This window comes from Eleftheria terrae, assembly GCF_030419005.1.
GTDB lineage: Bacteria > Pseudomonadota > Gammaproteobacteria > Burkholderiales > Burkholderiaceae_C > Caldimonas > Caldimonas terrae.
On sequence record NZ_CP106951.1, the window covers coordinates 5,418,806 to 5,431,491 of the forward strand.

At 65.9% G+C, this 12,686-nt stretch carries 14 protein-coding genes and 1 tRNA gene; 6 read left to right on the plus strand and 9 right to left on the minus strand.

Annotation, left to right across the window (positions count from 1 at the left end; genetic code table 11):
• Position 1: 1 nt before the first annotated feature.
• From N7L95_RS24305 to N7L95_RS24325, 5 genes are all read right to left on the minus strand, one after another.
• Positions 2-781 (minus strand): M90 family metallopeptidase, encoded by a 780-nt coding sequence (locus tag N7L95_RS24305; protein WP_301257813.1) that lies wholly within the window; start codon positions 779-781, stop codon positions 2-4.
• A 5-nt stretch (positions 782-786) separates the two neighbouring features.
• Entirely contained in the window at positions 787-1,620 is an 834-nt protein-coding gene (locus tag N7L95_RS24310; protein WP_301257814.1) for a UDP-2,3-diacylglucosamine diphosphatase, read from the minus strand.
• Between the two features lie 2 nt (positions 1,621-1,622).
• On the minus strand, positions 1,623-2,123 hold the full coding sequence (locus N7L95_RS24315) for a peptidylprolyl isomerase (RefSeq protein WP_435870043.1): 501 nt from the start codon (positions 2,121-2,123) through the stop codon (positions 1,623-1,625).
• Positions 2,120-2,692: a peptidylprolyl isomerase gene (locus N7L95_RS24320; RefSeq protein ID WP_435870044.1), complete on the minus strand. Its 573-nt coding sequence runs from the start codon at positions 2,690-2,692 to the stop codon at positions 2,120-2,122. Before N7L95_RS24320 ends, N7L95_RS24315 begins: the two co-directional genes overlap by 4 nt.
• 70 nt (positions 2,693-2,762) lie before the next feature.
• Positions 2,763-3,254 (minus strand): tetratricopeptide repeat protein, encoded by a 492-nt coding sequence (locus N7L95_RS24325; protein ID WP_301257816.1) that lies wholly within the window; start codon positions 3,252-3,254, stop codon positions 2,763-2,765.
• A 278-nt stretch (positions 3,255-3,532) separates the two neighbouring features.
• Between N7L95_RS24325 and cysS the strand changes: the two genes are divergently transcribed.
• The 6 genes from cysS to N7L95_RS24355 all read left to right on the plus strand — a co-directional run bounded on the left by cysS (position 3,533) and on the right by N7L95_RS24355 (position 9,459).
• Positions 3,533-4,909: a cysteine--tRNA ligase gene (cysS, locus tag N7L95_RS24330; protein ID WP_301257817.1), complete on the plus strand. Its 1,377-nt coding sequence runs from the start codon at positions 3,533-3,535 to the stop codon at positions 4,907-4,909.
• A gap of 10 nt (positions 4,910-4,919) precedes the next feature.
• On the plus strand, positions 4,920-5,561 hold the full coding sequence (locus tag N7L95_RS24335; protein WP_301257818.1) for a DNA-3-methyladenine glycosylase family protein: 642 nt from the start codon (positions 4,920-4,922) through the stop codon (positions 5,559-5,561).
• Positions 5,562-5,609: 48 nt separating this feature from the next.
• Positions 5,610-6,584 carry an acetyl-CoA carboxylase carboxyltransferase subunit alpha gene (locus N7L95_RS24340; protein WP_301257819.1) on the plus strand — a complete coding sequence of 325 codons (975 nt, stop codon included), beginning with the start codon at positions 5,610-5,612 and terminating at the stop codon, positions 6,582-6,584.
• Positions 6,581-7,909 (plus strand): tRNA lysidine(34) synthetase TilS, encoded by a 1,329-nt coding sequence (tilS, locus tag N7L95_RS24345; protein ID WP_301257820.1) that lies wholly within the window; start codon positions 6,581-6,583, stop codon positions 7,907-7,909. The genes N7L95_RS24340 and tilS overlap by 4 nt, the downstream gene beginning before the upstream one ends.
• Before the next feature lie 123 nt (positions 7,910-8,032).
• On the plus strand, positions 8,033-9,301 hold the full coding sequence (locus N7L95_RS24350; protein ID WP_301257821.1) for an aspartate kinase: 1,269 nt from the start codon (positions 8,033-8,035) through the stop codon (positions 9,299-9,301).
• Between the two features lie 65 nt (positions 9,302-9,366).
• A tRNA-Ser gene (locus N7L95_RS24355) sits at positions 9,367-9,459 on the plus strand.
• 261 nt (positions 9,460-9,720) lie between these two features.
• Here N7L95_RS24355 and tnpC read toward each other — a convergent pair.
• From tnpC to N7L95_RS24375, 4 genes are all read right to left on the minus strand, one after another.
• Positions 9,721-11,232 (minus strand): IS66 family transposase, encoded by a 1,512-nt coding sequence (gene tnpC, locus N7L95_RS24360; protein WP_301257822.1) that lies wholly within the window; start codon positions 11,230-11,232, stop codon positions 9,721-9,723.
• A gap of 61 nt (positions 11,233-11,293) precedes the next feature.
• Positions 11,294-11,644 carry an IS66 family insertion sequence element accessory protein TnpB gene (gene tnpB / locus N7L95_RS24365; protein WP_301257823.1) on the minus strand — a complete coding sequence of 117 codons (351 nt, stop codon included), beginning with the start codon at positions 11,642-11,644 and terminating at the stop codon, positions 11,294-11,296.
• Positions 11,620-11,760 carry a hypothetical protein gene (locus N7L95_RS24370; RefSeq protein ID WP_301257824.1) on the minus strand — a complete coding sequence of 47 codons (141 nt, stop codon included), beginning with the start codon at positions 11,758-11,760 and terminating at the stop codon, positions 11,620-11,622. The genes tnpB and N7L95_RS24370 overlap by 25 nt, the downstream gene beginning before the upstream one ends.
• Positions 11,761-11,768: 8 nt before the next feature.
• Positions 11,769-11,990, minus strand: coding sequence for a transposase (locus N7L95_RS24375; RefSeq protein ID WP_301257825.1), 222 nt, complete (start codon positions 11,988-11,990; stop codon positions 11,769-11,771).
• Positions 11,991-12,686 lie beyond the last annotated feature (696 nt).

Below are 12,686 nucleotides of genomic sequence, written 5' to 3' on the forward strand. Positions count from 1 at the left end.
CTCAGTACGCTGCGGGGTCCTGCAGGAACAGCCCCTGCAGCTCGGTGTACAGCCGGGGATGCTCCAACCTGAATTCATCCGGGGCGACAAAAAACGCCTCGGCGGAAACGGCGAAGAACTCGTCCACCGCCTCGGCGGCATAGGGATCGAGGAACACATCTTCGCCGCGGTCCACCCGCGCGCAGAACCGCAGGTACTCGTCGTCGATCATGGCCGCCCAGGCGTCGCGCCGTGACCGCGGCGTGAGCGGCGGTACGCCGTCTGCCTCGCCATCCAGCAGGTCGATCTTGTGCACGAACTCGTGGATCACGACGTTGTAGCCGGGTTCGCCTGCTTCGTCGGCATGGGCGACGTCGTACCAGGACAGCGTGACCGGCACGGCGCCGGCGGCCGTTTCACCGACCAGCACGTCTTCGTACTCGTGCACCACCCCGTGCTCATCCATCTCCTCGCGGCGGATCACCATCTGGTCGCTGTGAACCACGATGCCGACGAACCGGTCGTAGAGTGCCAGGCCGAGCTTCAGGATGGGCACGCAGGCTTGCGCGGCGATGGCCACTGCCACTTCGTCGGTGATGACAAAGCCGCCTGCGCCGCTAAATTCCTTGTTTGCGAGGAAAAGGGTGGTCAGCCGGCGCAACTCAGCCAAGTCGGCCTCGGAGCGGCGTGCCAGGAAGGGATGGCAAGCGAGGGTGTACTGCCAGAGCAGGTCGGGAATCGCCCGCTCGCGGAGCACGCGTTCTTCCTGGCGCCGGCGCCAGCGATGCAGCCAGTCGAACACGGTGGTCAGCCGGCCCTTGCTGCAAGGTCGATGCGGGCCACCCTGCCGTCCACCCCGAGCCTGAGCACCTCGGCACGCACCGGATGGCCCAATGCGGCATGGTCCAGATCCCAGTCGCTCAGCACGTGGCGGGTGTGGCCGGGCGACAGCGCGTGGCTGGCCGGCTTGTGGGTGTGGCCATGCACCAGCACGTGGGCCTGCGCCTCGTCGAGCCAGCGCAATGCGCAGGCGGTGTCGACATCGGCATAGGCTTCCGGGCCGCTGTCGCGCTTGCGCTGTTCACTGGCTTGCCTCAGTTGCGCTGCAATCTGACGCCGCTGGCCGAGTGGCTGGGCCAGGAACTGCCGCTGCCACTGCGGTGAACGCACCTGCAGGCGGAAGCGCTGGTAGTCGACGTCGGCGAGGCACAGGGCGTCGCCGTGGGTCAACAGGAACCGCTCGGTGCCGAATTCCAGCAGGGTGGGGTCGGGCAGGGCGTGCAGGCCGCAGCTTCGAAGGAAGGCCGGCCCGACGAGGAAATCGCGATTGCCGGCCATGAAGCCGATCCAGCGCCGCGACGCCGCCTCGCCCAGCCAGGTGGCGCATTCCTGCTCGAAGCCCTCGGCGGCGGCGTCGTCACCGACCCAGGCTTCGAACAGATCGCCAAGAATCAGCACCGCCTCGGCCGGTGTCTGCAGCAGGTGCTGCCGCAAGGCCGCTGCGGTGGCCGGCAAGTCCTGCTGCAGGTGCAGATCCGACAGGAGGTCCACACTCCGCCAGTGCGGCAGGGCCTGCAGGCGGTGCAGCCCGGGCAGGGGAGCGGAGGCGGGCCGATCGTCGGCAGTGCCCGAAGCGGTCAAGCTCAGACTTCCACGGCCTTGGTGATGACGACGTCGTCCAGCGGCACGTCGTCATGGAAGCCGCGGCGACCGGTCTTCACCGACTTGATCTTGTCCACCACCTCGGTGCCGCCGACCACCTTGCCGAACACCGCGTAACCCCAGCCGGCGACGTTCTCGGCCTTGAAGTTGAGGAAGTCGTTGTTGGCCACGTTGATGAAGAACTGGGCGGTGGCCGAGTGCGGCGCCTGGGTGCGTGCCATGGCGACGGTGTAGGTGGTGTTCTTCAGGCCGTTGTTGGCCTCGTTCTGGATCGGCTCGTCGGTGGGCTTCTGCTGCATGCCCGGCTCGAAACCGCCGCCCTGGATCATGAAGCCGTCGATGACGCGGTGGAAGACCGTGTTGTCGTAGTGGCCCTTGCGCACATACGACAGGAAATTCTCGGTGCTCTTGGGCGCCTTTTCGGCGTCCAGTTCGATGGTGATCACCCCGTGATTGGTGTGCAGTTCAACCGCCATGTTCATTTCTCCACAGTGACTTGTTTGATGATGACCGGCTCCGTGGGCACGTCCTGGTGGACCATGCCCTGGGCGTCCTTCTTGTTGCCGGTGTGGGTGTTCTTGATCTTGTCGACCACGTCCATGCCGCTGACGACCTTGCCGAACACCGCATAGCCGTCGCGTCCGCCGCTGCCGTCGAGCGAGGCATTGTCCTTGACGTTGATGAAGAACTGCGCCGTCGCTGAATTCGGGTCCATCGTGCGGGCCATCGCAATGGTGCCGCGCTCGTTGTTCAAGCCGTTCCGGCTTTCCAGGGGGATGGGCGCCCGAGTGGGCTTCTGCTTCATATCGGGGGTGAAGCCACCGCCCTGGATCATGAAGCCGTCGATGACGCGGTGGAAGACGGTGCCGTCATAGTGACCGTCGCGAGCGTACTGGACGAAGTTGGCCACGGTCTTGGGGGCTTTGGCGGCGTCGAGCTTGAGGACGATGTCACCCATCGAGGTGCTCATCTTGACCGTCTGGGCGTGCACACTGCCAAGCGCGCCAATCGTCAGTGCGAGGCCGGCCGCGGCGATCCGGAAAATTGTCATCCAATCACTCCTTCTGAGAGAAACCGACATTCTGTACCGGCCGAGCCGGTGGTCCGGTGCGCGCTGTGTTTCAGCGCCGCTCGGGGAGGGGCGACGCCAGCAACCGGCGCGTCAGCGCCAGCTTCTCACCGAGGAGCCGGTTCTGGCCGTCGAGGTCGAGGGCGCGAGTGTAGGCCTCGGCCGCCAAGGCCGCATAGGTGTCGGCCAGGTTCTCGTGGGCGGCGGCATAGCCGGGACGGTTGCGCACCGCCATTTCGAAGGCAGCGCGCGCCCGGTCGTACTGCTTCTCGGCGGCATAGAGCACGCCCAGGTTGTTGTAGGGCTCGGCCAGGTGGGGATGGTCGTGGATCAGCGCGAGGTAGTGCTCGATGGCTTCCGGGGTGCGTTGCTGCTCGCCGAGCAGGACCGCCTTCAGGAAGCGCAATTCCACGCTGGCGGGCTGCTTGGTGAGCGCCTGCTCGAGCTTGAGCATGGCCTCGGGCATCTTGCCGGCACGCAACAGCTGTTGCACTTCGGCAGCGTTCTGGCCCCAGGTCGGCCCACAGGAGAGGGCCAGTGCCATCAGCAGCACACCTCCGGCGAGCAGCGAGTGTCCCGCTGCTTGCGGGCCTCGGGGCGGCGGTCGAGAATGCATGGACGAGCCTCTGGCAGGGCAACGGCTACAATCCCGTGATTGTACCGCCCTGCTGCGGCCATCTTCCCTCAAACCCGCATGCAGACAGACCCGGCGCCGTGTTGAAATCTCTTTCGACCGCTATTGCGCTGGTGCGCCGGGTGCGCGCCTGCCGTCGTTGACGACGGCTTCCGTGTTTCCTTGGCGACTCGTTCGCAGCTTCGCTCATGACGCTTTCCATCTACAACACCCTCACCCGCCGGCAGGAGCCGTTTTCACCGATCGAGCCCAATCACGTGCGCTTGTACGTCTGCGGCATGACGATCTACGACCTCTGCCACGTCGGGCATGCACGGATGATGATGGCCTTCGACGTGGTGCAGCGCTGGCTGCGGGCGAGCGGCTATCGCGTCACCTACGTGCGCAACATCACCGACATCGACGACAAGATCATCCGCCGGGCACTGGAGCGCGGCATCCCCATTCGGCAGCTGACGGAGGAAATGACCCGTGCGATGCATGAGGACACCGCGCAGCTCGGCATCGAGCCGCCGACCCATGAGCCGCGCGCCACTGAATATGTCGGCCAGATGGTCAGCCTCATCAGCACGCTGGAAGCCAAGGGGCTGGCCTACCGCGCTGCCGATGGCGACGTGAACTACGCGGTACGCCGCTTTCCCGGCTACGGCAAGCTGTCGGGCAAGTCGCTCGACCAGCTGCGTGCGGGCGAGCGCGTGGCGGTGTCCGACGGCAAGGAAGATCCGCTCGATTTCGTGCTGTGGAAGGCCGCCAAGGAGAGCGAGCCGGAGGACGCCAAGTGGGAGGCGCCCTTCGGCAAGGGCCGGCCCGGATGGCATATCGAATGCTCTGCCATGAGCTGCGCCTTGCTGGGCGAGCATTTCGACATTCACGGCGGCGGAATGGACTTGCAGTTTCCCCACCACGAGAACGAGATCGCGCAGAGCGAGGGGGCCCTTGGGCGTCCCTTCGTCAACGTCTGGATGCACAACGGCTTCCTGAACGTCGACAACGAGAAGATGTCGAAGTCGCTCGGCAATTTCTTCACCATTCGCGACGTCCTGCAAAGCTATGACGGCGAGACGGTGCGCTTCTTCATGTTGCGCACTCACTATCGCAGCCAGTTCAACTACAGCGACACCAATCTGGAAGACGCCCGCCACGCGCTGCGTCGCCTGTACACCGCGCTCGATTCGGTGGCCCCGGCCGAGGTCGCCATCGACTGGTCGCAGCCGCAGGCTGCCCGCTTCAAGGCGGCGATGGATGACGACTTCAACACCCCCGAGGCGGTGGCTGTGCTGTTCGAACTGGCCGGTGAGGTCAATCGCAGCCGCTCCGCCGAGACGGCCGGCCTGCTGAAGGCGCTGGGCGCCACCCTCGGGCTGCTGCAGGGCGACCCGCGCGCTTACCTGCAAGGTGGGCGCAGTGGCCTGGATGAGTCCGCCATCCAGGCGCAGATCGAGGCCCGTGCCGCTGCCAAGAAGGCGAAGAATTTCGCCGAGGCGGACCGCATCCGGGAAGCGCTGGCCGAGCAGGGCATCGTGCTGAAAGACACGCCGCAGGGCACCACCTGGGTCAAGGCCTGAGACGGTCCAGATGCCCAAGGCAGTAACCCCTGAATATTGGGACGATGCGTGCAAGCACCTGTCGCGGCGCGACCGGGTGATGCGCAAGTTGATCCCGCAGTTCGGCGAAGCCCGGCTGCAGAGCCGGGGCGACGCGTTCACCACGCTGGCGCGCTCCATCGTCGGTCAACAGATCTCGGTCAAGGCGGCGCAGGCGGTGTGGGACCGCTTCGCCGGCCTGCTCAACGTTCCTTCGACCCGCATTCCTCCGGCCCAGGTGCTGGAGTTGCCCACCGAGAGCCTGCGTGGCGCCGGCCTGTCGGCACGCAAGGTCGAGTACCTGCGCGACCTTGCTTCGCATTTCGATAGCGGGGCAGTGCACGTGCGGCAGTGGAATTCGATGGACGACGAAGCGATCATCGAAGAACTGGTGGCCATTCGCGGCATCGGGCGCTGGACCGCCGAGATGTTCCTGATCTTCCACCTGATGCGCCCTAATGTGATGCCGCTCGACGACATCGGCCTGCTCAAGGGCATCAGCGTCAACTACTTCAGCGGCGAGCCGGTCTCGCGGGCTGAAGCGCGTGAGGTGGGGGACGCCTGGGCCCCTTTCCGCTCTGTTGCGACGTGGTACATTTGGCGCAGCCTCGACCCCCTGCCAGTCGAATATTGAGAACAAATGTGGGGCGAACCCTCACACATCACGTCGGGATGACTTGGGATGAGCAAGAAACACTTCCTCGAATTCGAGCAACCCATTGCTGAACTCGAAACCAAGATCGACGAACTGCGCTATGTGCAAAGCGAATCGGCGGTCGATATTTCCGAAGAGATCGACCGGCTTGGCAAGAAGAGCCAGCAGCTCACGAAGGACATCTACTCCAGCCTGACGCCCTGGCAGGTGACGCAGATCGCGCGTCACCCGCAGCGGCCCTACACGCTGGACTACATCAACGAGATCTTCACCGAGTTCCAGGAACTGCACGGTGACCGCCATTTCGCCGACGACCAGTCCATCGTCGGCGGGCTGGCCCGCTTCAATGGTCAGGCCTGCATGGTGCTGGGCCACCAGAAGGGCCGAGACACCAAGGAACGCGCTGCACGCAACTTCGGCATGTCGCGTCCCGAGGGCTACCGCAAGGCCTTGCGCCTGATGAAGCTGGCCGAGAAGTTCGGCCTGCCGGTCTTCACCTTCGTCGATACGCCGGGTGCCTATCCGGGCATCGGTGCCGAGGAACGGGGCCAGTCGGAGGCCATCGGCCGCAACATCTTCGAAATGGCGCAGCTGGAAGTGCCCATCATCACCACCATCATCGGTGAAGGCGGCTCCGGCGGCGCGCTGGCGATCAGCGTGGCGGACCAGGTGCTGATGCTGCAGTACTCGGTGTACTCGGTGATCTCGCCGGAAGGCTGTGCCTCGATCCTGTGGAAGACGGCCGACCGTGCGTCCGACGCCGCGGAGGCGCTGGGCATCACCGCGCATCGCCTGAAGGCGCTGGGCTTGGTGGACAAGATCGTCAACGAGCCGGTGGGCGGCGCCCACCGCGACCACAAGCAGATGGCGGCCTACCTCAAGCGTGGCCTGAACGACGCGCTGCGCCAGGTGGCCGACCTGCGGCCCAAGGACCTGCTGCAGCACCGCTACCAGCGGCTGCAGAGCTACGGTCGCTACATCGACACCAAAGAACGCGGATGAAGCCCCCGCCGCAGGCCGACCGTCCCATCGTGGCGGTGGCCTACAGCGGCGGGCGTGACTCGACCGCCTTGCTGCATGCGACGGCCCGTGCCGCGCAGGAGCAAGGCATCGCCGTTGCCGCGCTGCATGTTCACCATGGCCTTCAGGCCCGGGCTGACGATTGGCTCGCTCACTGTGAACGGCAGTGCGCGGCTTGGCGCCGCAAGGGCTGGCCGGTGCACCTGGTGTCGCGTCGGCTCGCCTTGCAACCGGTACGCGGCGAGAGCCTTGAAGCGCTGGCCCGCCAGGCGCGCTACCAGGCGCTGCGAGAAATGGCGCTGGAGCAGGGCGCGGGCATCGTGCTGCTGGCGCATCACCGGCGCGACCAGGCCGAGACCTTTCTGCTGCAGGCCCTGAGGGGCGCTGGTGTCGCCGGTCTGTCCGGTATGCCGCAGGCGGCGGAGCGGGACGGCGTGCGGTGGTTGCGGCCCTGGCTCGAGCATTCGCGCGAGCAGGTGGAGGCCTATGTGCAGGAGCACCGCCTCGACTATGTGGACGACGACAGCAATGACGACCCGCGCCATGCGCGCAATCGCCTGCGGCTGCAGGTGTGGCCGGCGCTCTCCCAAGCCTTCGAGCACGCTGAGGCGGCCTTGGCCGATGCCGGTCGCTGGGCGCAGGAGGCCAGCGCCTGCCTGGCCGAGTTGGCGGCTGTCGACCTGGCCGGCGCGGAGTCGGAAGACGGCCGCTTGCGGTTGGCGCCCCTGCTGCGGTTGAGCGCCGCGCGCGGCCGCAACGCCCTGCGCATCTGGTATCGGCGGCAAGCCGGTGAGCCGCTGCCCGCGAGTGCGCTGGAGCGCCTGTGGCGGGAGTTGCCCGGCACGCGTGCCGGCCAGTGGGAGACACCGGGTGCCCGACTGCGTTGCTATCGTGGCGTGCTGCAGTATGAACCCCGTCCGGCGGTGGTGGCTGTCGAGCCAGTGCCCGCCCGGCAGCCGACGCTGTCGATTCGACGGGCCGGGCGTTACCGGCTGGTGGGCTGGGGCGGTACCCTGGTGGCCCGGCGTGTGGCGGCCGGTGGCGTTCCGCTGGCCCGGTTGACGGACCTCAACCTGGTGGAGCGCAGCGGTGGCGAGCAGTTCCAGAGCGGGCCAGGGCGCCCGCCGCGCAGCCTGAAGAAGCAGTTTCAGGCGAGCGGGGTGCCGGCCTGGGCGCGTACGGGCCCCTTGCTGTATGCCGGCGAGCAGTTGCTGTGGGTGCCGGGGTTGGGCCTGGACGCGCGCGTGCTGGCCGAGGCCGGCGAGGTGCAGCTGTCACTCGACTGGATGCCGGACGTGGTCGGCTGAGCCGCAAGCACGCGCAAGGCCGCCCTGGGCCTCGTGGTGCTCCCGCTACAATTGCCCATTCGCGACCGCGGCGCGAACCCCTGCGATCCCTGCGCGACTCCAACTTCCGCGTCCCCAACTCCCATGGCACTGATCGTTCACAAATACGGCGGCACTTCGATGGGCTCGACCGAGCGCATCCGCAATGTCGCCAAGCGCGTCGCCAAATGGGCGCGGGCCGGCCACCAGATGGTGGTGGTGCCCTCGGCCATGAGCGGCGAAACCAACCGGTTGCTGGCCCTGGCCAAGGAACTGGCGCCCCAGACCCACACCGACGCCTATGCGCGCGAGCTGGACATGATCGCCTCCACCGGCGAGCAAGTGTCCGTTGGCTTGCTGGCCATTGCCCTGCAGGCCGAAGGGCTGGAGGCCATCAGCTACACCGGCTGGCAGGTGCCGATCAAGACCGATTCGGCCTATACCAAGGCGCGCATCGAAAGCATCGACGATGCCCGGGTGCGCGCTGACCTGGCGGCCGGCAAGGTGGTGATCATCACCGGTTTCCAGGGCATCGACGGGGCGGGGCACATCACGACCCTCGGGCGGGGCGGCTCAGACACTTCGGCGGTGGCGGTGGCTGCGGCGATGAAGGCGGACGAGTGCCTCATCTATACCGATGTGGACGGGGTGTACACGACCGACCCCCGCATCGTTCCGGAAGCGCGCCGGCTCCACACCATCAGCTTTGAGGAAATGCTGGAGATGGCCAGCCTCGGCTCCAAGGTGCTGCAGATCCGCTCAGTGGAATTCGCCGGCAAGTACCGTGTGCCGATGCGTGTGCTGTCGAGCTTCACGCCTTGGGACATCGCCATCGAGGAAGAGGCGAAGTCCGGAACGCTGATCACCTTTGAGGAAGACGAGAAAATGGAACAAGCAGTTGTCTCGGGCATCGCGTTCAATCGCGACGAGGCCAAGATCACCGTGATGGGGGTGCCTGACAAACCCGGCATCGCCTACCAGATCCTCGGTGCCGTGGCCGAAGCCAACATCGATGTGGACGTGATCCTGCAAAACGTCTCGCACGAAGGCAAGACCGACTTCTCGTTCACCGTCCATCGCAATGACTATGCCAAGACGGTGGAACTGCTGAACACCAAGGTACTGCCCGAGTTGGGGGCCGAGAAGGTGCAGGGCGACCAGCGCATCTGCAAGGTATCCATCGTCGGCATCGGCATGCGCTCGCATGTGGGCGTGGCGGCTGCGATGTTCCGCGCGCTGAGCGAAGAGGGCATCAACATCCAGATGATCACCACCAGCGAGATCAAGACCAGCGTGGTGATCGACGAGAAGTACATGGAGCTGGCGGTACGGGCGCTGCACCGTGCATTCGAGCTGGACCACCAAGAGGCGTGATCACAAGTTTCGCTTGTGATCCGGCATTTTCGCGATAGAATGCCAGCTTCTCCGATTTATCGGATGGAGACGTGACCGAGAGGCCGAAGGTGCTCCCCTGCTAAGGGAGTATGCGGTGATGAGCTGCATCAAGGGTTCGAATCCCTTCGTCTCCGCCAATTCAACCCGTTGATTTATCAACGGGTTTTCTTTTTTGTGCGGTTCATTGCTTGCTGCGAAGACTCGTGCAGCGGGGGGCTGCTGCGGTGAGTTCTGGATGTCGCTTGCGGCCTCGAGCGGTCAGCCTCATCTGCGCCGGCTGGTGGCGCGTGCACGGACCCTTTCAGCCCGTGTCAGCTGCACACTGAGAATGCGTCAAGTAGCCGCAGTCCCACAGTAGGCGTCCGGCCATCCCATGTCGGCCGGAGCAGGGGAGCCGCTCACTCTGTCGAGGGTTGCGTCCAGCGATGCGGCAGCAACTCCGCGATGCGGGCTGCTGGCTGCGTTGGCAGCCGCTCCATGACGTCGCGCAGGTAGTGCCAAGGGTCGATGTCGTTGAGCTTAGCCGACTGGATCAAGCTCATGACGGCCGCCGCTCGCTTGCCCGCGCGCAAGCTGCCGGCGAAGAGCCAGTTGGTGCGTCCGAGCGCGATGGGGCGTATTCGGTTTTCCGCCCAGTTGTTGTCCGCCGGCAAGGCGCCGTCGTCGAGGTAGCGCACCAGTGCCGTCCAGCGCCCGAGGCTGTAGTCGATGGCCTTGGCGGTCGCAGAGCCGTCGGGCACTTTCTGGCGGTGCAGCACTAGCCAAGTGTGCAAGGCATCGGCCACCGGCCGAGCCAACTCCTGGCGGATCCGCTGCCGTGCTACCGGGTCCAGGGGCTGCACGTCCCGCTCCATGTCGTAGAGCTTGCCGAAGTACCCGAGCGCTTCCTCGGCGATCTGGCTGCGGTTGTTGGCCCATAGGTCATAGAACTTGCGCCGTGCATGCGCCAGGCACCCGGCTTCGGTCACGCCTTGGGCCAGCAGCGCCTCGTAGCCGCTGTAGTCGTCGCAGACCAGTGCACCGCGCCAGTCGCCGAGGAACGCCACGGCGTGCTTGCCCGCCCGGCTCCCGGCGAAGTCGTAGACGACGATGCGGCTGTCCTCGAATTGGCCGGTGCAGTAGCTCCAGAGGTAAGCCCGGTGGGTCTTGCCGCCGCCGGGATCGAGCATGGGCACTGGCGTCTCGTCCGCGTGCAGCCCCCGGTGCGTCAGCATCTCGGCCTTCAGTGCGTCGACCAGCGGCTGCAGTTGCACGCCGCAGGCGCCCACCCATTGCGCCATGCTCGAGCGCGGCAGGTCCACGCCGCAGCGTGCATAGATGCCTTCCTGGCGGTACAGCGGCGTATGGTCGGCGTGCTTGGCCACCAGCACCTGCGCCAGCAGCCCGGCCGTGGGGATGCCGTTGTCGATGAGGTGCGGCGCCACCGGCGCTTGCACCAGGCGTTCGCAGCGGGCACAGGCCCACTTGCCGCGCACGTGCCGCTCGACGGTAAACACGCCGGGCTGGTGGTCCAGCTTCTCCGACACGTCCTCGCCAATGCGCTTCATCTGGCAACCGCAGGCGCACAGCATGCTCTCGGGCTCGTGCCGGAACTCCTGCCGCGGCAGGTGCGCGGGCAAGGGCTTGCGCTTGGGTATGCCCTTGTCTGTCGCCGGCGGCGCAGGATTGAGCTGCTGCAGCTCGGCCTGCACCGCCTCCAGGTCCGCGTCCAGCGTGTCTTCGAGCAAGCTGCGTTGCTCGGCATTGAAGTGCTCGCGGCCGGCGGCGAACGTCAGCCGCTTGAGCGTAGCGTTCTCGTGCGTGAGCTTGTCGATGGTGGCCTGCTTGTGGCGGACCTCCCCCATCAGCCGCGCGGCCAGTTCGCGCAGCTGTTCAGCACTGAGGTGGGCAAGCGACGCTTCTGGGTTCACGAGGCCGGATCATGGCAGAGCCTCGCCGCCCGGGCATCTGAACATCCGGCAATTGCCGGGCTCACAGCACGGTGATGACGCCGGCTTCGCCCACACGCTGCCACGGCAGGCCCAGCACCAGCGCATCGAACTGCGCGCGGCTGAGCGCCTGGTTCTGCGTCAGGGCGTGGCGGGCGAAGCCGCCTTGATGCAGCCGCCGGGCAGCCAGCCAGATGCCGATGCCGTCGTGCACCAGCACCTTCAGTCGGTCGCCGCGACGGTTGGTGAACAGGTAAGCATGGTGGGGCCGCGCCGCACCGAAGACCGCAACCACCCGCGCCAGCGCCGTGTCACATCCCATGCGCATGTCCATCGGCTGCGCCGACAGCCAGATCGCATCGACCCGCATCACCGCAGCAGCTCGCGCAACCACGCCGCGCACTCGCTCGCAGCGGTGCTCGGCCAGCTCAGCTTCACAAGCAGGGGCCCACGATGCAGTTCGATCTCGATGTCGTGATGCTCGCTCGGCTGCTCGACCTTCAGCGGCACGAAGGCCGCTACTTCGTCTGGGCAGGCAAGGCGCTCGGCAGGCTCGGTCCTCGCTCTCTCTGCTCAACCCAGCGTCGCACCAGGTTGGCGTTCAGCCCGTGCGACAGCGCCACTGCGGCGATCGACACCCCGGGGTGCCCGCAGGCCGCGACAACCTCCGCCTTGAACTCCGCGCTATGCCGGCGTCGCCGTCTGCGTCCCAAGCTTTTGTCTTCCAGCTCAGTGTTCATGTGTCCACTCCAATCTAAGCGGACACGAGACTCCTATATCCACAGCGCCCGTTCAAGATGGAATGGCCAAACGCATACCTTTCGGCGGAAAGCATGGCCAGCAGTACCTGGAACCGAGACCGTGTCGGGCGGGCGCTGCGCTGACCTATGACGCCGCCCGCTGCGTCGAGGGCATCCCGAGCAGGAAGGTTCGACGCAGACCGCTCGACGGACGTCCGCCACACCGGACTCTCAACACCGAATGGTGCGACTCGATCTACTCCGCAATTGCTGGAGCATTTGTTGTTGGCGAGTTGGCCTCGATGCTTGCTCGGCCTGGCCCGGCAAGATCGACCCCTCTGCCTTGTGAAGTGCGACGTTAGTTTTGGTGCGCTTAAGGAGGCTGCCCGCCGGATATACCGCTGGGCGCCGTTGCGCATTGGTACGAGTCGAGGAATGGTGCAGTTGGACGATCCGGTCAGCTCAGGTGAGCTGATCGGTGCTGCTAAAGGGGAGCCGGCGACGCATGCTGACGGCTGTGGGTTCCCTCCTGGCGGAGATGGCAGCCGCCAAGGCTGGCATAACGCCCTGCGGTGGACAAGCTGACTGCCATCAGAGGTCTCTCGATCTCCCTCGATGCGGATGACCATTGCTGCAAGCAAGGCAATGCCTGAGGACTGTAGCGCTGGTGCTCATCCGCAGCACGTCATGGCTAGA

Bases quoted from the DNA above. Each gene is read 5' to 3' on its own strand.
- N7L95_RS24325 (WP_301257816.1), bottom strand. From the start codon at position 3,254: ATGGCACTGGCCCTCTCCTGTGGGCCGACCTGGGGCCAGAACGCTGCC.
- N7L95_RS24375 (WP_301257825.1), bottom strand. From the start codon at position 11,990: ATGAACACTGAGCTGGAAGACAAAAGCTTGGGACGCAGACGGCGACGC.
- tilS (WP_301257820.1), top strand. From the start codon at position 6,581: ATGAAGCCCCCGCCGCAGGCCGACCGTCCCATCGTGGCGGTGGCCTAC.
- N7L95_RS24335 (WP_301257818.1), top strand. From the start codon at position 4,920: ATGCCCAAGGCAGTAACCCCTGAATATTGGGACGATGCGTGCAAGCAC.
- N7L95_RS24315 (WP_435870043.1), bottom strand. From the start codon at position 2,123: ATGAACATGGCGGTTGAACTGCACACCAATCACGGGGTGATCACCATC.
- cysS (WP_301257817.1), top strand. From the start codon at position 3,533: ATGACGCTTTCCATCTACAACACCCTCACCCGCCGGCAGGAGCCGTTT.
- N7L95_RS24320 (WP_435870044.1), bottom strand. From the start codon at position 2,692: ATGACAATTTTCCGGATCGCCGCGGCCGGCCTCGCACTGACGATTGGC.
- N7L95_RS24340 (WP_301257819.1), top strand. From the start codon at position 5,610: ATGAGCAAGAAACACTTCCTCGAATTCGAGCAACCCATTGCTGAACTC.
- N7L95_RS24350 (WP_301257821.1), top strand. From the start codon at position 8,033: ATGGCACTGATCGTTCACAAATACGGCGGCACTTCGATGGGCTCGACC.